Origin of the sequence: Streptomyces sparsogenes, from assembly GCF_001704635.1 — a bacterium.
In the GTDB taxonomy this organism is placed as follows: Bacteria; Actinomycetota; Actinomycetes; order Streptomycetales; family Streptomycetaceae; genus Streptomyces; species Streptomyces sparsogenes.
Genome location: NZ_MAXF01000149.1, coordinates 15,573 through 39,563, shown reverse-complemented (window position 1 = coordinate 39,563; position 23,991 = coordinate 15,573). Strand labels below are relative to the sequence as shown.

Annotated in this window: 25 protein-coding genes; 15 read left to right on the top strand and 10 right to left on the bottom strand. The window is 72.7% G+C overall.

Annotation, left to right across the window (positions count from 1 at the left end; translation table 11 throughout):
• Positions 1-305: 305 nt before the first annotated feature.
• The gene (locus tag BBH68_RS30690; RefSeq protein ID WP_065967000.1) at positions 306-713 is read right to left on the bottom strand and encodes a ChaB family protein; all 408 of its coding nucleotides are present in this window, start codon (positions 711-713) and stop codon (positions 306-308) included.
• Positions 714-870: 157 nt separating this feature from the next.
• A complete protein-coding gene (locus BBH68_RS30685; protein WP_065966999.1) occupies positions 871-2,160 on the bottom strand; it encodes a zinc-dependent alcohol dehydrogenase in 1,290 nt (429 codons plus the stop codon).
• 137 nt (positions 2,161-2,297) lie between these two features.
• On the opposite strand from BBH68_RS30685, the gene BBH68_RS30680 reads away from it, so the two are divergent.
• The 5 genes from BBH68_RS30680 to BBH68_RS30660 all read left to right on the top strand — a co-directional run bounded on the left by BBH68_RS30680 (position 2,298) and on the right by BBH68_RS30660 (position 6,463).
• Positions 2,298-2,906 carry a helix-turn-helix domain-containing protein gene (locus tag BBH68_RS30680; RefSeq protein WP_065966998.1) on the top strand — a complete coding sequence of 203 codons (609 nt, stop codon included), beginning with the start codon at positions 2,298-2,300 and terminating at the stop codon, positions 2,904-2,906.
• A gap of 316 nt (positions 2,907-3,222) precedes the next feature.
• Positions 3,223-3,876, top strand: a complete 654-nt coding sequence (locus tag BBH68_RS30675; RefSeq protein ID WP_065966997.1) for a peptide deformylase — start codon at positions 3,223-3,225, stop codon at positions 3,874-3,876.
• Positions 3,877-4,021: 145 nt separating this feature from the next.
• On the top strand, positions 4,022-4,780 hold the full coding sequence (locus tag BBH68_RS30670) for a GNAT family N-acetyltransferase (protein WP_065966996.1): 759 nt from the start codon (positions 4,022-4,024) through the stop codon (positions 4,778-4,780).
• A 158-nt stretch (positions 4,781-4,938) separates the two neighbouring features.
• Complete coding sequence (locus tag BBH68_RS30665; RefSeq protein ID WP_245738380.1) at positions 4,939-5,658, top strand: lysophospholipid acyltransferase family protein; 720 nt, start codon at positions 4,939-4,941, stop codon at positions 5,656-5,658.
• A 148-nt stretch (positions 5,659-5,806) separates the two neighbouring features.
• Positions 5,807-6,463: a LuxR C-terminal-related transcriptional regulator gene (locus BBH68_RS30660; RefSeq protein WP_245738379.1), complete on the top strand. Its 657-nt coding sequence runs from the start codon at positions 5,807-5,809 to the stop codon at positions 6,461-6,463.
• A 64-nt stretch (positions 6,464-6,527) separates the two neighbouring features.
• Here the strand turns inward: BBH68_RS30660 and BBH68_RS30655 are convergent, their stop codons facing one another.
• Both BBH68_RS30655 and ctaD read right to left on the bottom strand, forming a co-directional pair.
• Entirely contained in the window at positions 6,528-6,881 is a 354-nt protein-coding gene (locus BBH68_RS30655; protein ID WP_065966995.1) for a hypothetical protein, read from the bottom strand.
• On the bottom strand, positions 6,878-8,569 hold the full coding sequence (gene ctaD, locus BBH68_RS30650) for an aa3-type cytochrome oxidase subunit I (RefSeq protein WP_065966994.1): 1,692 nt from the start codon (positions 8,567-8,569) through the stop codon (positions 6,878-6,880). The genes BBH68_RS30655 and ctaD overlap by 4 nt, the downstream gene beginning before the upstream one ends.
• A gap of 116 nt (positions 8,570-8,685) precedes the next feature.
• Here ctaD and BBH68_RS30645 point away from each other — a divergent pair, with 116 nt between their 5' ends.
• Both BBH68_RS30645 and BBH68_RS30640 read left to right on the top strand, forming a co-directional pair.
• Positions 8,686-9,234, top strand: a complete 549-nt coding sequence (locus tag BBH68_RS30645; protein ID WP_065966993.1) for an RNA polymerase sigma factor — start codon at positions 8,686-8,688, stop codon at positions 9,232-9,234.
• Entirely contained in the window at positions 9,231-10,202 is a 972-nt protein-coding gene (locus tag BBH68_RS30640; protein WP_065966992.1) for a CU044_5270 family protein, read from the top strand. Before BBH68_RS30645 ends, BBH68_RS30640 begins: the two co-directional genes overlap by 4 nt.
• A gap of 30 nt (positions 10,203-10,232) precedes the next feature.
• On the opposite strand, the gene BBH68_RS30635 is transcribed toward BBH68_RS30640, so the two are convergent.
• Complete coding sequence (locus BBH68_RS30635; protein ID WP_065966991.1) at positions 10,233-11,024, bottom strand: Fpg/Nei family DNA glycosylase; 792 nt, start codon at positions 11,022-11,024, stop codon at positions 10,233-10,235.
• A 104-nt stretch (positions 11,025-11,128) separates the two neighbouring features.
• Between BBH68_RS30635 and BBH68_RS30630 the strand changes: the two genes are divergently transcribed.
• Complete coding sequence (locus tag BBH68_RS30630) at positions 11,129-12,289, top strand: PP2C family protein-serine/threonine phosphatase (protein WP_065966990.1); 1,161 nt, start codon at positions 11,129-11,131, stop codon at positions 12,287-12,289.
• Between the two features lie 270 nt (positions 12,290-12,559).
• Here BBH68_RS30630 and BBH68_RS30625 read toward each other — a convergent pair whose 3' ends face one another.
• Positions 12,560-13,288 (bottom strand): Mut7-C RNAse domain-containing protein, encoded by a 729-nt coding sequence (locus BBH68_RS30625; protein ID WP_065966989.1) that lies wholly within the window; start codon positions 13,286-13,288, stop codon positions 12,560-12,562.
• 491 nt (positions 13,289-13,779) lie between these two features.
• On the opposite strand from BBH68_RS30625, the gene stsA reads away from it, so the two are divergent.
• From stsA to BBH68_RS30605, 5 genes are all read left to right on the top strand, one after another.
• On the top strand, positions 13,780-13,917 hold the full coding sequence (gene stsA, locus BBH68_RS42245; RefSeq protein ID WP_158080382.1) for a StsA family sactipeptide RiPP: 138 nt from the start codon (positions 13,780-13,782) through the stop codon (positions 13,915-13,917).
• Between the two features lie 84 nt (positions 13,918-14,001).
• Entirely contained in the window at positions 14,002-15,420 is a 1,419-nt protein-coding gene (stsB, locus tag BBH68_RS30620; RefSeq protein WP_065966988.1) for a StsB family radical SAM/SPASM domain sactipeptide maturase, read from the top strand.
• 12 nt (positions 15,421-15,432) lie between these two features.
• The gene (locus BBH68_RS30615) at positions 15,433-15,744 is read left to right on the top strand and encodes a PqqD family protein (protein WP_065966987.1); all 312 of its coding nucleotides are present in this window, start codon (positions 15,433-15,435) and stop codon (positions 15,742-15,744) included.
• On the top strand, positions 15,741-16,691 hold the full coding sequence (locus BBH68_RS30610; protein WP_065966986.1) for an ABC transporter ATP-binding protein: 951 nt from the start codon (positions 15,741-15,743) through the stop codon (positions 16,689-16,691). Before BBH68_RS30615 ends, BBH68_RS30610 begins: the two co-directional genes overlap by 4 nt.
• A complete protein-coding gene (locus tag BBH68_RS30605; protein ID WP_065966985.1) occupies positions 16,681-17,511 on the top strand; it encodes an ABC transporter permease in 831 nt (276 codons plus the stop codon). The genes BBH68_RS30610 and BBH68_RS30605 overlap by 11 nt, the downstream gene beginning before the upstream one ends.
• Before the next feature lie 16 nt (positions 17,512-17,527).
• Here the strand turns inward: BBH68_RS30605 and BBH68_RS30600 are convergent, their stop codons facing one another.
• The 4 genes from BBH68_RS30600 to BBH68_RS30585 form a co-directional block, all read right to left on the bottom strand.
• A complete protein-coding gene (locus BBH68_RS30600) occupies positions 17,528-18,820 on the bottom strand; it encodes a serine hydrolase domain-containing protein (RefSeq protein WP_174589112.1) in 1,293 nt (430 codons plus the stop codon).
• Positions 18,821-19,089: 269 nt separating this feature from the next.
• A complete protein-coding gene (locus tag BBH68_RS30595) occupies positions 19,090-19,761 on the bottom strand; it encodes a response regulator (RefSeq protein WP_065966984.1) in 672 nt (223 codons plus the stop codon).
• Positions 19,748-20,947 (bottom strand): sensor histidine kinase, encoded by a 1,200-nt coding sequence (locus tag BBH68_RS30590; RefSeq protein ID WP_065966983.1) that lies wholly within the window; start codon positions 20,945-20,947, stop codon positions 19,748-19,750. The genes BBH68_RS30595 and BBH68_RS30590 overlap by 14 nt, the downstream gene beginning before the upstream one ends.
• Before the next feature lie 32 nt (positions 20,948-20,979).
• Positions 20,980-22,011 carry a LysR family transcriptional regulator gene (locus tag BBH68_RS30585; RefSeq protein ID WP_065966982.1) on the bottom strand — a complete coding sequence of 344 codons (1,032 nt, stop codon included), beginning with the start codon at positions 22,009-22,011 and terminating at the stop codon, positions 20,980-20,982.
• Between the two features lie 38 nt (positions 22,012-22,049).
• On the opposite strand from BBH68_RS30585, the gene BBH68_RS30580 reads away from it, so the two are divergent.
• Complete coding sequence (locus BBH68_RS30580; protein ID WP_104531443.1) at positions 22,050-22,943, top strand: serine hydrolase; 894 nt, start codon at positions 22,050-22,052, stop codon at positions 22,941-22,943.
• Positions 22,944-23,015: 72 nt separating this feature from the next.
• On the top strand, positions 23,016-23,972 hold the full coding sequence (locus tag BBH68_RS30575; RefSeq protein ID WP_079151291.1) for an MBL fold metallo-hydrolase: 957 nt from the start codon (positions 23,016-23,018) through the stop codon (positions 23,970-23,972).
• The last annotated feature ends 19 nt before the right edge of the window (positions 23,973-23,991 follow it).

Sequence of the window (23,991 nt, the reverse complement as noted above, 5' to 3'; positions counted from 1 at the left end):
GGGATCCGCCCTGACCGGAGCCCACCCTGACCGGAACCGCCCCTGACCCGGAACCGCCCTTGACCGGAACCGCACCTGACCGGAGCCCACCCTGACCGGAACCGCCCCTGACCGGATCCCACCCTGACCGCAACCGCCCCTGACCGGAACCGCCCCTGACCCGGTGGCAAGGGTCAGGGGCGGCGGGCGATGGCAGGGACGGGCGCGCGCCGGGAGCCGCGGCTGAGGAGTCGCCGGCGCCGCACTGCGGCCGTGCCCCGCCTCGCCGCGCGCGGCGAGGCGCCGGGTGGCGCGGCGACGGCCGGTCAGCCGTCCTCGCGCGCCTGGCGGGTGCGCGTGCGGTTCTCCTTACGGATGGCCTCGAGCAGGTCCGACTTGCTCATCTGCGACCGGCCGCCGATGTCCAACCGCTTGGCCACGTCGTACAGATGCTGCTTGGAGGACTGCTCGTCGACGCCTTCGCCGCTGCGGCCGCCGGCTCCGCGCGGCCGCGCGGACCGCGGATCGGACGGCCCCTTGCGCCCCTTCTCCTTGCGCTCCCAGTGGTCCCCGACCTTCTCGAAACGGTGCTTGAGGGCTCCGTACGCCACCCGGTGGGCCCGCTCACCCTCACCGTACTGCTCGACGGCCGAGTCATGGGCCTTGATCCAGGTGCGCTGGGCCTCCTCGGCGGAGCGCTCCAGCGTCGAGGGAAGCTCCTCGCGTCCAGGCATGGTCGATCACCTCCACTGCTGAACACCGCGCGGGTACCCGGCCGCGGCGGGGGAAAACCGCGGCCGGGAATCCGGCGGGGGGAAACCGGCGGGGCGGGAAACCGGCGGGCGGGGAAACGGCAGGGCGGGAAACCGGCGGTGCGACGGTCAGCGGCGGTCAGCCGTGGGCCCCCGCGGTGGTGGCCGCGCCGGTCCCGGCCGCCGCGCCCCGGCCCGGGGCCACGCTGCCGGGACCGCCGATGCCCAGGGCCACCTTGGTCCAGCCCTGCTCGCGGCGGTCGAACGCGCGATACGCCTCGATGGCGTCCTGGGTGCCCGACCAGTGGGTGATCAGCGGGGAGGGGTCGAGTTCGCCGGAGGCGACCATCGAGACCAGGTGGGGCAGGTAGTGGCGGTGGTGGCAGTTGCCCATCTTCACGGTGAGGTTCTTCTGGAACGCCTCGCCGATCGGGAAGTGCTGGGCCTGCGGCGGGTAGACGCCCACGATGCCCAGCGTGCCGGCCTTGGCGGCCATCTGGATGCCCCAGCGGGTGGCCAGCGACGGGGCGTCTCCGGGCCGCCAGGTGCCCTGGTCGTCGGGGTTCTGCTCGGGGGCGGTCTCCCGGACCTCGTGGGCGAACTCGTCCCGCTGCCCGGCCAGGCTGTCGGCCGCGGGGCCGTGGTCCGGGCACGCGGCGTCGATGCCGACGGCGTCGATGACCCGGTCGGCGCCGATGCCGGCGGTCAGCTCGCGGATGGCGGACACCGGCTCCTCGGCGTTGAAGTCGACGGTCTCGGCGTGCTGCCGCTGGGCCAGCTCCAGCCGGTCCGCGACCCCGTCCACGACGATGACCCGGCCCGCCCCGCACAGCCGGGCACAGGCGATGGCGGCCTGGCCGACGGGGCCCGCGCCCAGCACCACGACCGTGTCGCCCGTGCCCACCTCGGCCAGCTTGGCGCAGAACCACGAGGTGGGATAGATGTCCGAGAGCAGGATGGCCTGGGCGTCGTCCACCGAGTCGGGCAGCGGCACGAGCCCGGTGTTCGCGTACGGGACCCGGGCGTACTCCGCCTGGAGCCCGTCGAGTCCGCCGGCCGCCTCGGGGCCGCCGAAGAAGGTGGTGCCCGCGAGCCGCCCCTGCGGGTTGGCCTGGTCGCACTGGGCGTGGTAGCCCGCCCGGCAGTAGCTGCAGACCCCGCAGGCGACGGTGGAGGGCACCACCACCCGGTCCCCGGGGCGGAAGTTACGCACGCCCCCGCCCACCTCTTCGACGATGCCCACCGCCTCGTGGCCGAGGATCCGGCCCTCCCGCATGCCCGTCATGGTGCCCCGGACGAAGTGCAGATCGGTGCCGCAGATCGCCGAGGTGGTGATCCGGACGATCGCGTCGTTCGCGTCCTGGATCTTGGGTTCGTGCACGTCCTCGAGACGGATGTCGCCTACGGAGTGCCATACGACAGCTTTCATGGTTGCTCTCTTCCTGGGCGACAGGATGACCTTGCCGGGTACCGGGGTGCCCAGGCCGAGGCGGAGGAAACAGGCCCACCGCGCCCGCGCGGAACGATCCCTTGACAAAACCGCTTGCCGCACCGGCAAATAGCAGGATGTCGGACGACGACTTCACCCACGTACTGACCGGTGTCGGGCCGCGGCTGCGCGCGCTGCGCCAGGCGCGCGGCTCCACGCTGTCCCAGCTGAGCGAGAACACCGGGATCTCGGTGAGCACCCTCTCGCGGCTGGAGTCGGGGCTGCGCAAGCCGACCCTGGAGCTGCTGCTGCCCCTGGCCCGGGCCCATCAGGTGCCGCTGGACGAGCTGGTCGGCGCGCCCCCCACCGGGGACCCCCGGATCCACCCGCGGCCCTTCACCCGGAGCGGGAGGGTCTTCGTGCCGCTGACCCGCCACCTCGGCGGGCTGCACGCCTACAAGATGATCCTTCCCGGCCGGACCGCGCCCGAGGGGGGTCGGCTGGAGCAGAAGGTGCACGAGGGATACGACTGGGTGTACGTGCTCTCCGGCCGGCTGCGCCTCGCGCTGGGCGAGCACGACCTGATCCTGACCGCCGGTGAGGCCGCCGAGTTCGACACCCGGGTCCCCCATGGCTTCGCCAGCGCGGGCGATCAGCCCGTCGAGGTCCTGAGCATCTTCGGGGCCCAGGGCGAGCGGATGCACGTACGGGCCCGCACCGGCGGCTCGTCCCAGGAGGACGCCTGAAGCTTCTCGTCAAGGGACGCCCCGCCCGGGGCCGAAGACTGCCGCTCCCCGGCGCACAACGGGGAGAGTCACCGCGGAGCGGCAGCCGATCCGGATCACGGGGCGACCCGGAGAGCCCCCGGGGGCGTGGGCTCCCGGTGGCTCGACGGGGAGTACGGACCGCGGCCCCGCGTTGTTCACCCGTCTTCACCCGTCTTCACCCGTCGGTCCCGTCGGGCCGCAGGGGGCGCGCCGTCCCGTTCGCCGTGCCGGCCCGGCGTTTCCCCTGCCGGCCCGGCGTTTGCCGAGGCGGCCCGGCCCTTGTCAGTCTGTCCCCATGCCGACCACCCCGCTGCCCGACCTCGTCGACGAACTCCTCGCCGGGCCCCGCCCGCTGCCGATCCTCTCCGCGGGCGTCCCGGTCCTGCGCCGCCCCGCCCTCCCGTACGACGGGCAGCTGCCCGCCGAGCTGCTGGACCGGCTGCTGCGGGCGATGCGGGAGACCATGCACGCCGCCCCGGGAGTGGGGCTGGCCGCCCCGCAGATCGGCGTTCCGCTGCGGATCGCGGTCATCGAGGACCCGGCCGAGGTGGCCGAGGAGGTGCGCGAGGCGCGCGGGCGGGTGCCGCAGCCGTACCGGGTGCTGGTCAACCCCGCGTACGAGCCGGTGGGCGACCCCGGGCGCGAGGTGGCGTTCTTCGAGGGCTGTCTGAGCGTGCCCGGCTGGCAGGCCGTGGTGGCCCGCCCGGAGCGGGTCCGGCTGCGGGGGCAGGACGAGCGGGGGCGCGAGCTGGACGAGGAGTTCACGGGGTGGCCCGCGCGCATCGTCCAGCACGAGACCGACCACCTCGACGGCACGCTCTACCTGGACCGGGCCGAGACCCGCTCGCTCGCCTCGGCGCGGTCCGTCGTGGACCTGTGGTCCCAGCCCACCCCCGCCGACGCGGCCCGCGCCCTCGGCTTCCCGCTGCCGGACACCGGGGAGCGGTAGCCACCGGGCGCGGCACACGTTCGTCATCGACCCGCAGCCGCCGAATCACCGTCCGGACACTGCCGCGTTCTCGTCCCGGGGCGACACTGGCGAAGCCATTCCACGAACTTCGCCGGTGCTCGATCCCCCTGAACGGAGAACAGGAATGACCGTGCTCTCGACACCCCCGGCCCCGGCGGCCGCCGGCTCCTACGTCACCTCGATCGCGGACACCGAGGAGCGGATCCACGCCGCGCAGCGGCTGCGCTACCAGGTCTTCGGGCAGGAGAGGGGGGCCCGGCTGCACACGCCCGTGCCCGGCCGGGACATGGACGAGTTCGACGAGGTGACGGACCATCTGATCGTCACGGACACGGCGACGGACACCGTGGTCGGCACCTACCGGCTGCTGCCGCCCGGGCGCGGCGAGCGGCTGTACTCGGAGACCGAGTTCGATCTGCGCGGGATACCGGGCCACGTCCGCGCGTCGATGGTCGAGGCGGGCCGGGCGTGTGTGCACCCCGACCACCGCTCGGGCGCGGTGATCAATCTGATGTGGGCCGGGCTCGCCCGGTATGTGCTGTTGTCCGGACACCGCTATCTGGCGGGCTGCGCCTCCGTGCCGCTGGCCGACGGCGGGCAGGCCGCGGCGAACGCCTGGCTGCTGGCCACCACCCGGCACGCCGCGCCGCCCGAGCTGCGGGTGCGCCCGCACGACCCGTGGATGCCCGCTCGGGCACTGGTCGCCGAGCCGGGCTACGCCGCGCTGCCGCCCCTGCTGCGCGGTTATCTGCGGCTCGGTGCCTGGCTGTGCGGGGCGCCGCAGCACGAACGGGACTTCGACGACGCCGACTTCTTCGTGCTGCTGGACACGGAGCGGATGAACGACCGCTACCGGCGCTATTTCCTGGGCGAGTCGCGATGACCGTCCCGGTGGCCGTTCCGGTGCGGGCTCCCGCGCGGGACGCGCCGGCCGGGAGGGGGGAACCGGCCGCGGGGGGCGCGCCGTCCGCGTGGGCGCCGTGGTCGCCCTGCTCCCCCCGCTGTGTGGCGCACTCCGCCGCACGGGTGTCCGCCGGGCGCGTGGCCGGCCGTACCGCGGCCTTCACCCGGTCCCTGCTGGGCGCGTTGCTGCGGGCCGGACGGATGTCCGAGCCCGGGGAGCTGCGGGCGCGGGCCGCGGCCGTGCTGGACGCCCTGGAGGTCCGGCTCGAGGTGCGCGGCGGGCCGCTGAGCGTGCCCGGCCGCACGGGCACCCTGGTGGTCGCGAACCACGTCTCCTGGCTGGACATCCTCGCCCTGCTCGCGGTGGAACCGGTGACCATGCTGGCCAAGCGGGAGGTGGGGGGCTGGCCGGTGGTCGGCGCGCTGGCGCGGCGGGCGGGGACGCTGTTCATCGACCGCGGCAGTCTGCGCGGGTTGCCGGACACCGTCTCGACGGTGTCGGGGCGGTTGCGCGCCGGCCGCTCCGTCATGGCCTTTCCGCAGGGCGTCACCTGGTGCGCCGGTACGGGAGGCCGGTTCCGGCGGGCCACCTTCCAGGCGGCGATCGACGCGGGGGCGCCGGTGCGGCCGGTGACCCTGGAGTACGTCCAGCACGGTGTGCCGACCACGGTGACGGCGTTCGTCGGCGACGACGACTTCGGCAGCTCCCTGCGGCGGGTGCTGGGCGCCGGGGGGCTCGGGGTGCGGGTGCTGATCCACGAGCCGCTGCCGACTCTGCCGGGTGCGGACGACCGGAGGTCGCTTGCCATACGGGCTCAGGACGCCGTGGGTGGCGCGGAAAAGTCCCCACATATCTGAATTCTATTCGGGCAGAAACAGGCACAAGTCTTTCGCATACGGGCACCCCGAAGGGGGCGTGGCATTGGTATACACCTGGAAGCGGACCTAACACCCGTCACTGGATTCCCCCAGTCGCCCCCGAAACGACAGAAAGTGGTGACTCCTCTTGGCTGCCCGCCCCCACACCGCTCAGGTCGCCCATGTGCCACCCCATGTGCCCGACGGGCGGACCCGGTACGCCACCGGCATGGCCACCCTCACCTCCGATCTGCGGGTCCTCGCGGGTGACGACGACTTCTTCCACCACATCGGCGGTTCGTCGGCGGAGCTGTGCGGCCGCGACCTGTTCGACCTGCTGCGGCCGAGCGCGCCGGCCGTGCTGCGGGAACACTTCTCGCGCCTGCACGACGGGCGGCGCACCCGGTTCACCGAGCGCGTGGCGGGCTGCCGCTTCGACGGCCGGGTGTTCTCCGGCGAGTTGACCGGTACGGCCATCGAGGGCCCCACCGACCAGCTGTCCGCGATCGTCGTGCTGCTCAGGCCGGACGACGAGCCGGCCACCGACGAAGTGACCAGGCTGCGGCGGATTTTGCTGTCCCCTCTGGAGGCCCGGATCCTCGAAGGGGTGGCCACCGGCGCCTCGACCGTGCAGCTGGCCTCCAAGCTCTATCTGAGCAGGCAGGGCGTCGAGTACCACGTGGGCTCGATGCTGCGGAAGCTGGAGGCGCCCAACCGCGCCGCGCTGGTGTCCCGGGCCTACGCGGCAGGCATGCTCACCGTGGGCACCTGGCCCGCCCGGGTGCTCCCGGACTTCGTCAAGTAGCGGGGCTCACGCGCCGGGAGGGCGGGAGGGCGGCGGCCCTCCCGCCCTCCGCGGTGTTTCCGCGCTACCCGGCGGCGAGCACGGCGGCCGCCATGACGGCCACGGCGACCGCGCCGAGCAGCGCGGCCACCAGCAGCCGCCACCGCAGCCTGCGGTAGACCTGCCGGTACTCGGCGCGCAGCTCCTCGCTGCGCCGCGCCACCGTGCGCAGGGTCTGCTCGGTGAGGGCCAACTGGTCCTGGGCGTAGAGGCGTTCCACTTCCTCGCGCTGGGCGACGGTCAGCCAGTCCAGCCGGCCCGCGAACCGGCGCGCGCGGTCGGTCGCCCGGTCGCGTTCCGCCTGGAGCAGCAGATAGCCCTCGAGCCGGTTGATGCCCGTGGCGATGTCGCCGGGGCGCGGGGCGTCGGTCCGGTTCACGCCACCGGCTCCCGCTCAATCCCGGCGCTCTCCTGCTCGGCGACCTCCGGGTGGTGCAGGTCGAAGGCCGGGGACTCGGAGCGGATCCGCGGCAGCGAGGTGAAGTTGTGCCGCGGCGGCGGGCAGGAGGTCGCCCACTCCAGCGAGCGGCCGTAGCCCCACGGGTCGTCGACCTCGATCTTCTTGCCGTACTTGGCGGTCTTCCAGACGTTGTAGAAGAACGGCAGGATCGACAGGCCGAGCACGAAGGAGAAGATCGTCGAGACGGTGTTCAGCGTGGTGAAGCCGTCCGCGGCGAGATAGTCCGGGATCCTGCGGACCATCCCTTCCGTCCCCAGCCAGTGCTGGACGAGGAAGGTGCCGTGGAAGCCGATGAACAGCGTCCAGAAGGTGATCTTGCCGAGACGCTCGTCCAGCATCTTGCCGGTGAACTTCGGCCACCAGAAGTGGAATCCGGCGAACATCGCGAACACCACCGTGCCGAAGATCACGTAGTGGAAGTGGGCCACCACGAAGTAGGTGTCGGAGACGTGGAAGTCCATCGGCGGGGAGGCCAGGATGACACCGGTCAGACCGCCGAAGACGAAGGTGATCAGGAAGCCGACCGTCCACAGCATCGGGGTCTCGAAGCTCAGCGACCCCTTCCACATCGTGCCGATCCAGTTGAAGAACTTGATCCCCGTCGGCACCGCGATGAGGAACGTCATGAAGGAGAAGAACGGCAACAGCACGCCGCCCGTGACGTACATGTGGTGCGCCCACACCGTCACCGACAGACCCGCGATCGAGATCGTCGCGCCGATCAGCGAGACGTAACCGAACATCGGCTTGCGCGAGAACACCGGAATCACTTCCGAGATGATCCCGAAGAACGGCAGCGCGATGATGTACACCTCGGGATGGCCGAAGAACCAGAACAGGTGCTGCCACAGCAGCGCCCCGCCGTTGGCCGCGTCGAAGACGTGCGCCCCGAACTGACGGTCCGCCTCCAGCGCGAACAGGGCGGCGGCCAGCACCGGGAAGGCCAGCAGCACCAGCACACCGGTGAGCAGCACGTTCCAGGTGAAGATCGGCATACGGAACATCGTCATGCCCGGAGCGCGCATGCAGATGATCGTGGTGATGAAGTTGACCGAGCCGAGGATGGTGCCGAAGCCGGAGAAGGCCAGACCCATGATCCACATGTCGGCGCCCACGCCCGGCGAGCGGACCGCGTCCGACAGCGGGGAGTACGCGAACCAGCCGAAGTCGGCCGCGCCCTGCGGGGTGAGGAACCCGGCCACCGCGATGATCGAGCCGAACAGATAGAGCCAGTAGGCGAACATGTTCAGCCGCGGGAACGCCACATCGGGCGCACCGATCTGCAGCGGCATGATCCAGTTCGCGAAGCCGGCGAACAGCGGCGTGGCGAACATCAGCAGCATGATCGTGCCATGCATCGTGAACGCCTGGTTGAACTGCTCGTTCGTCATCATCTGCAGGCCCGGGCGGGCCAGCTCGGCGCGCATGAACAGCGCCAGGAGCCCGCCGATGCAGAAGAACGCGAACGACGTGACGAGGTAGAGCGTCCCGATCGTCTTGTGGTCGGTGGTCGTCAGCCACCGCACGGCCGCGGAACCGGGACGGGCGCGGCGCGCCAGCGGGGCCGCCGGTGCCGCCGGTGCCGCGACAACAATGTTGTTACTCATGCCCGGTAGGTGTCCGGCACCGCCCCGGTCGTTCACAGGGAAGGGCGAAAAGACGGCGAAAAAGAAAAGTTTCCCGGGCGTGTGATGATCGGGGGCGTGCCGGACACCTACCGGGCATGAGCCCCGACGAAGCCTTCGACACCGCCTACCGTGAGCATTACTGGGCGGTGAGCCGCTTCGTGGCGCGACGGCTGGACGACCGGCCGAGCGAGGTCGAGGAAGTGGTCGCGGAGGTGTTCGCCGTCGCCTGGCGGCGCCGCCGCGAGCTGCCCGAGTCGCCCTTGCCCTGGCTGTACGGGGTGGCGCGGAACTGCCTGGCCAACGCGGTGCGCGGGCGCGGGCGTTACCGCAGGCTGCTCGCCAGGCTCGGCCATCACGAGGTGACGCGCGGTCAGCGGGTCGTGGCCGGCCCGGACGCGGAGCGGCCAGGCTCCTGGGTGCTGGAGGCGATGGACCGGCTCACCGAGGCCGACCGGGAGGTGCTGCGGCTGACGGCGTGGGAGGAGCTGACGGTCGACGAGCTGGCCACCGTCCTGGGGTGCGGCCGGTCGGCCGCGGCCATGCGGCTGCACCGGGCCCGGCAGCGGCTGCGGGCGCAGATCGACACGGTGCGCGGGACCGTCCCGGTACCGGCGCGGACGAGCACGGAGGATGAACGGAAATGACCGACGAACTCGACCTGCTCCGCGGCGCCAATCCCGTCCCCGCCGACAGCGGCCGCTGGCGGGACCGGCCGCTGGACGCCGAGGGCGAGCGCCGGCTGCGGCAGCTGGTGGCCGGGGCCCGGCGGCGCCGTACCGTCCGGCGGGTCGCGGTGGGCGTGGCCATGGCGACGGCGGGCGCGGTCGTCGCCCTCGCCCTGACCGTCTCGGGCCCGGCCTCGTCCCCGGCCGTGGCCGCCCCGGTGGCGCTGCGGCCGCACGCCTCCAGCGCCGATGTGTCGCTCGCGGAGATCGCCCGCCGGGCCCGGGCCGCGGCGGCCGACGAGCCGGGGCGGACGGTGCGCGGCAGCCACGTCCAGGACTGGTCGCTGGGTCTGGAGTCGGGGAAGGACGCGGTGACGGTCCCGCAGGAGACGCTGACCCGCTGGAACGCGGACGGCAGCGGCTCGCTGCTCGTGGTCGCCACCGACCCCCGCCACCCGGGCCGCCCGGTGATCGACGACGGGGTGCCGCCCCGTACCGTCCACGACGGCAAGGTGGTGCGCCGGGAGAGCTATCCGCCGGGGATCGACGGGGCGAACGAGTCCTTCTTCGAGCCTCCGCCGGCCCGCGCCGCCGAGCTGCGCGACTACCTCGCCGTCTGGCGCCCGGGAGCCGAGCGCGACCCGGACGAGCTGCTGGCCGCGGTGCGGGAATTTCTGCGGGTGTGGACTCCCGGCCCGCGCGAGATCGCGAACCTCACCACCCTGCTCTCCCGCGACGCCGGGCTGCGCCCGGCGGGCCGGGTCACCGACCGGATGGGCCGCGAGGGACAGGCGTTCGTGCGCACCGGCGACGGGGCGCGGGTCATGGTCGTGCTGGATCCGGACGACGGGAGGGTGCTCGACATGGAGGAGACCGGCGTCCGGGACGACCCCGAGTACCGGGTCAAGGCGGGCGATGTGCTCTCGTACACGGCCTGGCTCTCCTGACCCCGGCTCGCCCGCGCGCTCCCCTGGGCGCTACGTCCCGGAGTCCGGCTGGCAGCCGGGGCACCAGGTGGTGGTGCGCCCGGCCATGCGGCGGCGGCGCAGCGGGCCGCCGCACCGCGGGCAGTGCGGATCGGGGTCGTCGCGCCGGCCGGTGAGCCAGGAGGGGCTGGTGGGCACGTGCCCGGCCCGTACCGAGGTGCGCAGCACGCCGCGCATCGCGCGCTCCAGCCGGGCGCGGTCCTCGGGGGTCAGGTCGGCGGTGCGCCGGGCCGGGTGGATGCCCGCGCGCCACAGGATCTCGTCGCCGAGCAGATTGCCGAGCCCGGCCAGGACCGACTGGTCGGTCAGCGTGGCCTTGACCCGGCCGCGCCGGCCCGCGAGCCGCTCGTCGAGTTCGGCGCGGCTCACGGACAGGGCGTCCGGGCCCTGGTCGCCCATGATCCGGTCGAGGTCGGCGTCGGTGGCGGCCAGCCACAGGCCGCGGAGTTTGCGCTGGTCCCGGTAGCGGAGGGCGTGGCCGTCGTCGAGGACGAAGGTGACGCGGTCGTGCGGGTGGGGCGGGTCGTCGTGCGCGGCGCACAGCAGGTCTCCGGTCATGCCGAAGTGCAGGAGTACGGTGGGACCGTCGGTGCGGGCGATGAGCCACTTGCCGTGGCGCTCGGGCGGGCCGAAGCGGCGGCCGGTCACCTCCCGCCGCAGCCGCTGAGGGGTCACCCCGCGCAGCACTCCGGCGTCGCCCACCTCGACGCGCTCCACCCGGCGGCCCTGCGCGCAGAAGGCCAGCACCCGTCGGAAACCCTCCACATCCGGCAGTTCAGGCATACCGCCACCCTCGTCCGGTCGCTCCATGCCCCCGCCCCGCGATGCGCGGGCTTTACAGTCCGTTAACACCCTTATTGTGCACTATCCGATTAAAGTAGCCGGTTATGCGAGTCCTCCGCTCTTCGGCGGACCGGGGAGCCGACGGCCCCAGCCGTGGGCTCTTCGCGGTCGCGCGAAGCCTGCCCTTCGTGACGCTGGCGGCCGTGATCGCGATCGAGTTCTCTCCGGCGCACGTGGTGTACACCGGCCCCCTGCTGTCCCCGGCCCCGGCGCTGGCCGCGGTGACCATGGGGCCGCGCGGCACGAGCGCGGTGGCCGGGCTCGCCTTCCTGGTCAGCGCGGGCACCGCGACCGCCAACCACGCCTGGGGCACCCAGCAGGTGTACGCCAACCTGGCCGCGCTGCTGGTGGTGGCGGTGGCGAGCGTGGTGGGCAGCGCCGTACGGGTCCGCAGGACGCGTGAGCTCACCCAGGTGCGGCGGATCGCCGAGGTCTCGCAGAACGTGGTGCTGCGGCCGCTGCCCACCCGGATGGGCCCGGTGACGGCCGCCAGCGTGTACCTGGCGGCCGAGCGGGGCGCGCAGATCGGCGGCGATCTGTACGAGGCGATGATCACCCGGTTCGGGGTGCGCCTGATCGTCGGGGACGTACGGGGCAAGGGGCTGGCCGCGGTGCGGTCGGCCGCCGCGGTGCTGGGCGCCTTCCGCGAGGCGGTGCACTACGAGAGCGACCTGGCCGAGGTCATGCACCGCTGCGCGGCCGCGCTGCAGCGGGAGTACGCGCTGCTGGACCGCACCGACCCGCGGAACTGGGAGGAGCAGGCCGAGCAGTTCGTCACCGTGCTGCTGGCCCAGGTGCCGGACCACGAGACGATCCAGCTGATCAACCGCGGCCATCCGCCGCCGCTGGCCGTCCAGGACGGGAAGGTCAGGACCCTCGCCCCGGCCCGCCCGCTGCCGCCGCTCGGCCTGGAGGAGTTCCTCACCGGCCCGCCGGTCGTCACCGAGGCCTTCCCGTTCGCCACGGGCGAGCGGCTGCTGCTGCACACCGACGGGGTGCTGGAGGCCCGCAACCGCTCCCACGAGTTCTTCCCGCTGCCGGAGACCCTGGAGACCCTGGACGGCGCCACCCCGGCGGAGTACCTGGACCGGCTGCGCCGGGAGCTGATCCGGCACGCGGAGGGGCGCCTGGCCGACGACGCGGCGATGATCCTGATCGAACGGGCGGTGACACCACGCCCGGCGGACACCACCGCCCGCCCGTAGGGCGTACGAGCCGCCCACCGAGGCTCGCGGCGTGCGCCCGCCGCTCCGGCCGACGCGGCCTGGCCTTGTCTCCGGGCAGCAGTTCCGGGCCGCGTGCGCCCGGCGGGCGGGAATCGGGCACGAAGCGGGCACGGAACCGCGCCGAACGGGCACGGGACGGGCACGGGCGCCGCGTGGGCCGGGGAGGGATCGGGCGGCGGGGGTCAGGCGCAGTCCAGACGGGCCACGAAGGCGCATGTCGCCCGTCACCAACGTCCCGGAACAGCACACCTAGGGGGTGTCGAACTCGCCCAGCGCCCGCTGGACGATCGCCTCGAGGCGCGCGTGGTGCGCGCCGCGCCAGTACACGCGCTCGCAGGCCGTGCACTGCGCGAAGACGTCGTAGGTGCGGCGGGTGCCGTGTTCGAGGCGCTCCCGGACCGCGTCCTTGTCGGCGTCCTCCAGTGGCCCGTTGCACGCGGTGCACCGGGTCCAGGGGGCGAGCACCGGGGTGAACCGGCCGAGTACGTCGCGCAGTTGGTCGTCGGGCCGGTCGCTGTAGACGTACGCCCCGGCCCACAGCTCGCGCCGCCGCAGCAGCCCCCGGTCCCGGGAGAGCAGCACCCGCCGCTGGGCGGCGGAGAGCGCGGCGAGGGCGGGGTCGCCGATGTCCTCGCTCTCGTAGGCCGCGTCCACGCCCAGCAGCCGCAGCCGCCGCGCGAGCGTCCCCAGGTGCACATCGAGCAGGAAGCGCAGCGGCGCCCCGGGCACCCGCTGCGGCCGTGCGACCGCGCGCACCTCCACCCACTCCCCCGCGCGCGGCACATGGGACACCGGGGTGTCCCGGCCGTCCACGAACACCCCGCCGACCTCGGTGAGCGGGACGCCGAGCGACTCGATGACGTGTCCGAGCGTGGACGCCCCGTCGGTGACGACGGCCGTCCGTTCCCGGCGCCGCTCGGGGACGGCGAACATCCGCAGTTCGGGGGCCAGGCTGACGTCGATCTCCGGTCCGTTCACACGGCCAGCATGCCAGGCCACGGGCGCGGGCGGGGCACGGGGGCGAGGGGTGCGGGGGCCTCCCCGGGACGGGCCCGCGCATCCCGGAAAGCGCGGGCCCGACGAAAATCCGGCCACTCCCGTCACTCTGATGATTCCCCGCCACTCGCCACCGAATGCGGAAATGATCGGGACGCACAGCGCAAGGGTCTTTCGGGGTGCCATGGAATCGGCGCGGGAAAATGGCGTGAACAGGGTGCGGGCCGGGGCGCCGATCGCCGGTCCCGGATCACCGGACATCCGGATTTCCCTGTTCCCGTTGACACCACAACCGGCTGCCCCAATGCTGTGAGGGCTCGGCAGATCCGCCGCGGAACCACACCCCGCCCTTGCGATGGGAATACGTCATGCGCCCATCGTCGATCGCGCCTGAGTACAAGGGGCCGGCCCGCGCGAAAAGCGGTGATCTCGAGCACCCGTCCCGAGCACCCCGTCCCGAGAAAGGATGAACCATGGAAAAGCCTGCCTGGGTGAAGCCGGAAATGCTCCCCGTCGAGTTCGGCGTGGAACTCCCGTGCTCCTGTGACTGCAGCGGCGGCGCCGGCGCCGGCTCCGGTAACGCCGAGTCCGAGCAGAGACTCGAGATCTGACCCACGGCCCTCGGCATTCCCCGTCGGCCGGCAGGCGGGGCCCGGCGCACGGCCGGCGCCCCGCCTGCTCTTTGGAGGTACAGGATGAAGCTGCTGGAGCAGTGGTACGACCTGATCGTTCCGGAAGATCTCGTCTATTTCCGGCACTCGGGAAGGCGGCTGGTCACCAATCCCGAGCTGGCCGCCTGGTGTGTGCTGACCGAGCCGGAATCCACCGTCCTGGAGGCACTGGGCCGCGGCCAGGCGCCCCCGTCGCCCGGCGACGGGTCCGTCGACGTGGAGCGCGTGCTGGCCACCCTGGTCCTCAAGTGGATCGTCTATCTGCCCGGGCACCGCCCGGCGGTGCGCCACCCCGAGCCGGATCTCACGACCGTCTACTACGCGATCACCGACGGTTGCAATCTGCGCTGTCCGTACTGTTACGCCTCTTCGGAGAAGTGCCTGCCCGGCGAGCTGACCACCGAGGAGTCGCTCGACCTCGTCGACCAGGCGGCCGACATGGGCGTGCGGCAGTTCATCTTCACCGGCGGGGAGCCGATGCTGCGCAAGGACCTCTTCGAGGTCGCCGCGCACGCCCGCGCGCGGGGCCTGACCACCAACATGATCACCAACGGCACGATGATCCGCACGCCCGGGACCGCGCGGCGGATCGCGGAGATCTTCGGCACGGTGACCGTGAGCATCGACGGCGGCACGGCCGAGATCCACGAGCGCACCCGCGGCAAGGGCACCTTCGCGCGGACCGGCAAGGGCCTCGGCCTGCTCAACGAGGCGGGTGTCGTGCCCGTCATCAATCACGTGGTGACCCCGGAGAACGTGGACGCGCTGGAGAAGGTCTGCGCATTCGTGGACGATCTCAAGGTGCGCCGGGTGCGCCTCATGTACCACTCGGATCTCGGCCGCGCCGCGACCGACGGATACGACTTCGGATGGCTGGACTTCCAGAAGATCCAGGAATTCTTCTGGGTCAATCCGATGGCCGACAAACTGCTGCCCGACGGTCCCCGGGCCGCCAAGCCCTGTTCCATCAGAGGTAATTGCGGCATGGGCGGAAACGAAATATATGTGAATTCGCTGGGCGATGTCTATCCGTGCAAGCTCGTCACCGAGCCCGTGCACAAGGCCGGTAACGTACGGCAGCGCCCGCTGGCCGAACTCTTCGCGGCCCCGGTGCTGGCCGATATGCGCACCAACAGCGTATTCAGCGGCGAGAATCTCAAGGACTGCCGGCGCTGCTACATCCGGGCGGCCTGCGGCGGTGGCTGCCGGGCTTATCACATGGCGGAGACCGGCGATGTGCACCGCAACGGCCGGCATCTGTGCCGGATGCTGCGCCACTCCATGATCTCCAACTGGTGGCGGGCCACCGGGGTGGACGGGCGGCAACTGGTCGAGCACCAGGAGGAGATGCTCCGCCCCCATCTGGTCCGGGACGACACGGTCCATCCGGTGTACGAGGACTGGAAGACCGCCGGCCGCCGCCTGCTGCCCCTCGTCGACTGAAGGGAGACGCCCATGCGCTACCGGATCGCCACCGATGTCGTCTGGATGGCCGACGACGGCGAAGTGCGGCTCTACGACGCCGGGTCGGGTGAGTTCCAGACGCTCAACAGCACGGCGGCCGAGCTGTGGCTCCTGGTGTCCGAGGGGCGGACCGTCGATGCCGTCGTGACGGAGACGGTGCGGCGCTACGCCCTCGAGGACACCGCGCAGGCGGCCGTGGTCGCGCGGGACGTGCGCGACTTCCTGGACTCGCTGGCCGGGCAGGGGCTCCTGCTGGCCGCGGACGCCCCGGCCCCGGCCCCGGCCCCGGGCCCCTCGGCATGACGGCCGCGGTCCACGCGGACGGCCTGGTCAAGCGGTACAGCGGGATGACACAGGACGCGGTGAGCGACCTGTCCTTCGACATCGAGCCGGGTGCGGTCATCGGCCTGCTGGGCCCGAACGGGGCGGGGAAGACGACGCTCACCAAAATGATCTGCGGTGCCACCGTGCCCACCCGGGGCACCCTGGAGGTGTTCGGGGTCGATCCCGCGGAGCCCACGGGGGCCGCGAAGCGCCGCATCGGCGCGGTCCACCAGAACGGGCCGTTCGACATGATGCTGCCCGCGCTGGACAATCTGCGGATCACCGCCGCGTTCAAGGGGCTGCGCTGGCGCGACATCCGGCGGCAGGTGGACGATCTGCTCGCCGCCTTCGGCCTGGCCGGCAAGACCGGCCAGCTGGCCTTCACCCTCTCCGGTGGCGAGCGAAGGCGGTTCCAGGTCATCCGCGCGTTGCTCGGCGATCCGCCGCTGCTCCTGCTCGACGAGCCCTCCGCCGGGCTGGATGTGAGCGGCCGCCACCAGGTGTGGAGCCTGCTGCACGACCTGCGCCGCCGGCAGGGCACGACCATCCTGTGGACCAGTCACTACGTGGAGGAGCTGGAGCGCAACTGCCGCCGGGTGCTGGTGATCAACCACGGCAGGCTGGTGGAGTTCGCCGCCCCGCGCGAACTCGCCGAACGGTTCGGCGGCCAGGTGGCGCTGGTCCGCCCGGACCGCCCGCGGGACACCGGCGAACTGCTGGCCGTGCTCGGACGGGGCGGGCCGCAGCTGCGGGTGAGCGTCGGCGAGGGCCATGTCGAGGTGAAGGGCCAGGGCACCCGGGCCTGCCTGCCGGCGCTGCTCACCCGCGCGGAGGCCCTGGGGATCGGCATCGGCGCGGTCGAGTACCGCACACCGTCGCTCGAGGACGCCTTCCTGACGCTCGTGGGGGCCGGACATGACGGCTGACCTCGCTCCGCCACCGCCCGGGGCCACGGCGCCCGCACCGGCCCGGCCGTCCCCGCTGCGCGGCGATGTCGCGGCGACGATGTACCGCGAGTACCTCCTCCTCACCCGCAACCGCACCAATCTGCTGCTGGCCATCACTCCGAGCGCCGTCTATCTGCTGCTGTTCGCCACCTCTCTGTCCCGCCTGGTCGGGGAGGTGCGGTACGAGGGCCGGCCCATCGGCTACCCGGAGTTCGCCGTCCCCGCCCTGCTGCTCTCGTCGATGCTCGCGGCGGCCACCACCGCGGGGACGTCCCTCTTCCAGGAGCGCCTGGGCCGGATGGACGTCGAACTCTGGTCCTACCCGCTGCGGCGCGGCAGCTATGTGGCGGGCAAGCTCCTCGTCAGCACGCTGCTGGTCCTCCTGCAGAGCCTGGCCGCGCTCGGTGTCTCGCTGCTGGTGTTCACCTTCCGCTGGCCACCGAGCCATTGGGTGGCGGTCCTGTGCGGGATCGCGGTCGCCTCCATGGCCTTCAACGGCCTGTATCTGCTGCTCGCCACGTTCTTCCAGGACTTCCAGCGCTTCTCGGTGACCATCAACGTGCTCGCGCCGACGCTGCTGTTCGCCAGCCCGTCGTTCTATCCGGCGCCGCAGATGGCCCCCGTGCTGCGATGGCTGTCCTGGGGCAATCCCGTGACGTACGGGATCCGCTGCATCCGCGACGGGGCCCTCTTCGGGTTCGGCGCCGCCTGGCCCTGGATGCTGGTGCTGCTCGGCGTCGCGGTCGTCACCTGTGTTCTCATCGGGCGCTCCCTGATGGCCCGCGCCCGGGAGATCTGACCCGCCTCCTCGGTGGTCACTCGCCGGAGCTCTCCGCGGGCAGCGGCTTGCCCAGCATGCGGCAGGTTGCCGCTTCGACGAGGGCCTTGTTCGCGGTCGCGGCCGCCTTCTCCTTGATGCCGAAGTTCGTGCTGGTCAGGACCGCGACGCTGCGGTGTCCGCCGGCGTCGGTGTAGATCTCGCTGGAGTAGCCGGGCAGGCCGCCGGTGTGCCCCCAGACGGTGCCACAGGAGGTGTTGACCTTCATCAGGCCGAGTCCGTAACCGCCGCCTTCCTCGGGGGCGGCGACGGTGGTGCGCATCTGCTTCATCTGGGCCTTGGGCAGCAGCTCGCCGGACATCAGCGCGGTCAGGAAGCGCTGCCAGTCCTGTGCTGTGGAGACCATGGCTCCCGCCGCCCAGGCCCAGCTCGGGTCGATGGCGGTGGTGTCGATGTTGTCCCCGGGGCGTTCGGGGCCCTTGAATCCGACGCCTTCGGGCAGCTCCACGGCCGGGGAGAGGATGTCCCTCAGGCGCTCGGCGTCCGGCTCGTAGCCGGTCACGTGCTGCTTCCCGGTGGGCCAGTCGGCGTTCACGGCCAGGAACGAGTCCTTCATCCCCAAGGGCTTGGTGATCTTCTGCTCGATCAGCTCGGCCAGGCTGCTCCCGGTCGCCTTCTCCAGGATCAGCCCGAGGGCCGCGTAGTTGGCGTTGCTGTAGGAGTACTTCTCACCGGGCTCGGCCGGCGGATCCTGCTCGGGAGTGATGGCCAGGAGGTCCTCCGGCCGCCAGGTGCGCTGCTGCCGGCCGGTGAGGGAGGGCAGGAACTCCGGCGTCAACAGGAAGTCGTCCAGACCGCTGGTGTGGTTGAGCAGCATCCGGACGGTGATGTTCTCACCGCCCTTGACCAGTCCGGGCAGCCACTTCTCCACCGAGTCGGCCAGGTTGATCCTGCCCTTGGCGACCTGTTGCAGCACGAGGGTCGCGGTGACCGTCTTGGTGTTGGACCCGACTCTGAACTGGTCGGTGGCGGCGATGCGGTGATCCGCCTTCGTCCAGGCGGCCTGCCGCGCGATCTCCACGGGCGCCCCCTTGCCGCGGTCGACCCGGACGATCACCCCCAGGGAACCCCCGTCCGCCGCCTTCCGCGCGAGGCCGGCCAGCCGCTCGTCGGCCGAGGCGGCCTGCTCGACCGAGGTCTTCGCCGCGCTCGACCCCGCCTTTGGCTCCGCGTCGGAGCAGCCCATGAGGACCCCGCTCATAGCGGTCGCCAACGCCACGGTGAGCGCCCCGCGCAGGAGCTGGTGGCGAGACGGTGTGTGTGCGGACATGGCGGTTCCCTTCGGCGCATGACGGTTGCTTCGCGCGGCGGGACCCGGGTGTTCTTCCCGCTGCCCGGCCTGGCGGCGGCCCCGCCCGCACAGCAACCATTCAGCCAGCGGCAGCCACCCGGCACATCGCTCGATGGCGGGCTTCCCGTGGGCGCCGGGTCACTCCAAGGAATGACAGGGAATGACAAGGAGTGACGTGGACGGCAGGAGCGTCGGGACATGTGGGCCCGTCAGGAATGCCAGGACGCCTCGGAATCCGTCGGAACGCGTCAGGACAGCGTGTTCCTGGCCAGCACCGCCGCCTGCGCCCGGCTCTGGCAGCCGGTCTTCGCGAGCATGCGGCTGACGTGCGTCTTCACCGTGTGCAGGCTCACCACGAGCCGGCCGGCGATCTCGGCGTTGCTCAGCCCGTCCCCGACCAGCCGCAGCACGTCGCGCTCCCGCTCGGTGAGGTCCCTCAGCCGGGCCAGGTCCTGGTCACTGGGCCACTGCCGGCCGCTCAGATGCCCCTCGATGATCCGGCGGGTCACCGCCGGGCTCAGCGCGCTGTGCCCGGCCGCCGCCGCCCGCACCGCCCCGGTCAGCTCCTCGTACGGACTGTTCTTCAGCAGGAATCCGGACGCCCCGGCCGCCAGCGCCTCGTCGACGTATTCATCCAGGTCGAACGTCGTCAGCATGAGCACCTGGCTCCGCCCCGGTCCGAGGAGCCCCCGGCGGCCCAGCTCGGCCAGCGCCCACAGCCCGTTCCGGCGCGGCATGCGGATGTCCACCAGCAGGACGTCCGGCCTCAGCCGCGCGCACGCCTCGACGGCCTCCTCGCCGTCCCCGGCGGTGCCGGCCACGGAGAGGTCGGCCTGACTGTCCAGGATCGCGCTCAGGCCGGCGCGGATGATCGGCTCGTCGTCCACCACGAGCACGCTGATCCGCTCAGGCACCGGCATCCTCCAACGGTATCGTGGCCACGACGCGGAAGCCGCCGTCGCCGGTCGGTCCAGCGGCCAGTTCGCCGCCCAGCGCGTCCACCCGTTCACGCATACTGACCAGCCCGAGCCCGACCCCCGCACCGGCCGTGCCGCGCCGCGCCCCGCGGCTGTTCTCCACCTCGCACCGCAGCCGGCCGGCTGTGCCGTCGACGGTGAGCCGGACCGGCGCGCCGGGCGCGTGACGGCGGGCGTTGGCCAGCGCTTCCTGCACGATGCGGTACCCCGCCGACTGCACCGGAGCCGGCAACGACTCCAGCGCGGTCTCCGCCGTCCCCCACCGCACCTCGACCGTTCCGCCCGCGGCGCGGTGGCTGTCCAGCAGGGCACCCAGCTCACCGAGTCCGGGCACCGGTTGCAACGGGGCCGCCTCCGCGGGATCGCGCAGCATCCGCAGCAGGTCACGCAGCTCGCCACTGCTCTGCCGGCCCGCCGCCGCCACACCGTCGACCTGGGCCCGGGCCCAGTCGGGCAGCTCGTCGCCGCGGGCCCGCAGGGTCTCGGCGTGCACGACGAGCAGGGTGAGCGAGTGGGCGACCACATCGTGCATCTCGCGGGCGATCCGCGCCCGCTCCCGCTGTGTTGCCTGCGCCGCCTCCAGGCGCTGGGCGCGCCTGGCCTCGACCGCCCGCTGCTCGGCCGCGACGAGCAGCGCCCGCCGGGAACGTGCGGCGAAACCCATCGCCCACGCCAGTGGCATCGGAGCCAGGGCGGCGAAGACGTCCAGGCCGCCCCGGAACTCACTGGCGCCGGCCGTCATCCGGTTCAGCCACAGGCCGACCAGCACCATCACACCACCGCCGAGCAGCGCCGACCCGGCGCGCGGCCATCTGGTGCAGCGGCTGCCCAGGTTGTAGAGCAGCACGGCGAGCGGCACGAAGACCAGCGGGGTCAGCTTGCCCCCCTCGCCGGCACTCGTCACCAACGCCGCCACGAGCGCACCGAGTCCGGCGACGAAGGCCGTCGCCGGCATCCGCCGTCGCAGCACCAGAACCACCACGGCCACCGCCTCGTAGCCGATGACGGACGCCCACGCCGGCCCCGACGGGTCGGCGTACGGCTGGGAGAGCAGCGGTGGCAGCAACGCCAGGGCGACCAGTCCCGCATCAGCGCCCCACCTGGGCCACTTGCCGTCAACCACGTTCATCCGCCCGACACTATGCGCCCGCGCGTCGCTCTTCATCGCTCCTTACTGATCGTTTCAGAGCAGCCATCCGTGTGATCGGGCGCGGGTCCGACGGGTGGTGCGTAGACCACCGACCACGGCCTCGGCCGTTCCTCGTCCCCCTCCGGGGAGGGCGCGGGCCACCGCCGGGCCGTCGTCGCGTCCCGGGCCACGACCTCCGCGGCGATCGTCGCGAACCGCCGGGCCCCAGGGTGCCCGCGCTCGACCGGCCAGACGGCGGACATCCGCTGGACGAGGGGGCGCCCCGCGAGGGGCCGCCAGACCACCCGTGGCTCCCGGCCGGCCACCCGGCCGTCGTCGAAGGCCACCCCGCACCCCGCGGACACCAGGCCGACCAGGAACCCGGGGTTGCGCGCGTGGCGGACGGCGGGCGGGGCGAAGCCGCCGGCCCGGCAGAGCTCGAGGGTCCGGTCGTACCAGCCGGGGGCGCCGGCCCGGGGGAAGAGCACCAGGTCGTGGCCGGCCAGATCGGCGAGCGAGACCTCGGACAGGCGGGCGAGCGGGGACGTGCGGGCCAGCACCACCCCCAGCTCGACCCCGACCACGGGGCCGAGCGCCAGATCGGTGGCGTCCACGGGGTGGTCCACCCAGCCCACGTCGAGCCGGCCGCAGGACAGCAGCCGCAACTGCTCGGCGGTGTCCACCTCCTGGAGGTCGATCCGCAGGCCCGGGCACTGCTCGGCGCACGCCGACAGCAGCGCGTGCAGGGTGCGGGCGGGGGTCTGGGGCGGCACTCCGGCCCGCAGGGTGGCCAGCGCCCCGGTGCGGGCCCGGTGCATCACCGTACGCAGCCGCTCCTCGCGGGCCAGCAGCTCACGCGCCTCCTGGAGCAGCAGCGCTCCGGCGGCGGTCAGCTCCACCTGGCGGCGGGACCGGTCGAACAGCTCCACCCCCATCTCGCTCTCGAGCCTGCGGACGGCCTGGCTCAGCGGGGGCTGCGCCATGCCGAGCGCCTCGGCGGCGCGGCTGAAGTGCAGCTCCTCGGCGACGACAATGAACAGCCGCAGGTGGCGTATGAGATCCACCGGCCGACCATACGCGACGTGCGGGAGGGACCGTGGCATTGGCCTCGATCGAGGAGAAGGTGGCGGGGGTCTTCGAGGGAGCGGGGGCCCGGGGATGGCTGCACGCGATTCCCGTGGGCGGTGGGCGGGAGGTCGGCGTGGGCGCCGACGAGCCGGTGGTGATCGCGTCCCTGTTCAAGATCCTGCTGGTGCTGGAGTTCGCGCGGCAGTCGGCGGCCGGACAACTCGACCCGCGGGAGCGGGTGCTGCTGACGGCGGCCGACCGCCTCGGCGGGTGGGGCACCGCCGGATGTGCCGACGATGTCGAGATGTCCCTGCGCGACCTGGCGTTCTTCGCCCTGTCGGTGAGCGACAACACGGCGGCCGACGTGCTGATGCGCCGGGTGGGCCTGGACACCGTGCGGCTGCTGGCCGCCGAACTCGGCCTGGACCGCACGGTGGTCGTGGGTGGCCCGCGCGAGCTGCTGGAGTCGATGCTGGAGGACGTGGGCGCCCGCGACGAGGCCGAGTTCGCGGCCGTCTTCCCCACCCTGGACGCGGAGCGGCTGCGGCGGCTGCGGGTGCTCGACCCGCGGCGGACCACCCGCAGCACGGCCCGCGACGTCACCCGGCTGCTGGCGCTGATCTGGCGGGACGAGGCGGGGCCGCCCCGGGCGTGCGCGCTGGTGCGCGAGCTGATGGCCCGACAGGTCTTCCGCCACCGGCTGGCCTCCGGGTTCCCCGGCGACGTGGGGGTGGCCGCGAAGACGGGCACGCTGCCGGGGCTGCACATCGAGGCGGGCGTGGTGCACCGCCCGGACGGCGGGTGCTACGCGGTCGCGGTCTTCGCCGAGACCCGCGACCCGGGCACCGCGAACCCGGCCGTGGACGCGGCGATCGGCCGGGCGGCCCGGCTCGCGGTGGATCATCTCAGTGGCGCTGACCTGGGGTGATATCCGCTCGCATATCGATGGCGGAAGATTCGATCTTGGACGTGGGCGATCGGCGCCTGCTGTGCTGTGGCCATGAGCGACGAGAGGACACCACGCTTCAACCGCCGTCTGCTGTTCCGGGGGGCCGCCGCGGGGGCGGCCGTCCCGGTGCTGTCCACGGCCGCGCGGGCCGCCGGGGCACCGCGCCGGACCAGAAAGGTCTCGGAGGCGGAGTTCCGCTGGCTGGGGACCGCCGGGTGGCGGATCGACTTCGACGGGCGGACCGTGCTGTCCGACCCCTTTCTGACCCGCTTCGAGACCGGCCTGTTCACCGGCTCCTTCGACGAGGACACCGAACTCGAGATCAACGAGGGCCTGGTCGCCGAGCACATCGGCCGCCCGGAGCTGGTCCTGGTCAGCCACAGCCACTGGGACCACATCAACGACGTGCCGTTCATCGCCCGCTCCACCGACGCGCGGATCGTGGGCACCGAGACCACGTACCACCTGCTGCGCGCCTTCGGGGTGGACGCGAGCCGGATCATCGTGGTCAAGGGCGGGGAGGTGCTGGACTTCCACGGCTTCGTGGTGGAGGTGGTCGCCAGCCGCCACAGCCGCAACAAGGCCCACGGCTACTTCGCCCCGGGCACGCTGAACGCCCCGCCCGCCGCGAAGCCCGAGACCATCGCCGACCTGCCGGAGGGGGACACGCTGGCGTTCCAGGTGACGGTCGGCGACGGCCCCTCGGCGTTCCTGATGGGGGCGAGCGACTTCAGCGAGCGGGACGCGGCGGGCCTGCGGCCCGATGTGGCGATGGTCGCGGTGCCGAGCAGCACCTCGACACACCGCTATGTGCCCCGGCTGCTGACGGCCCTCGGCCACCCCGGCACGGTCGTCCCGGTGCACTGGGACGTCTTCGAGGAGCCGCTGGCGGACGGCCCCCGGCAGGACCCCACGATCGACCTGAACGGCTTCCTGGACCGGGTGCGGGCGACCGCGCCCGGGACGCGGATCCTGATGCCGGGCTATCTGACCCCGTATCGCTTCTGAGCCCCACCGCGGGGTGGCG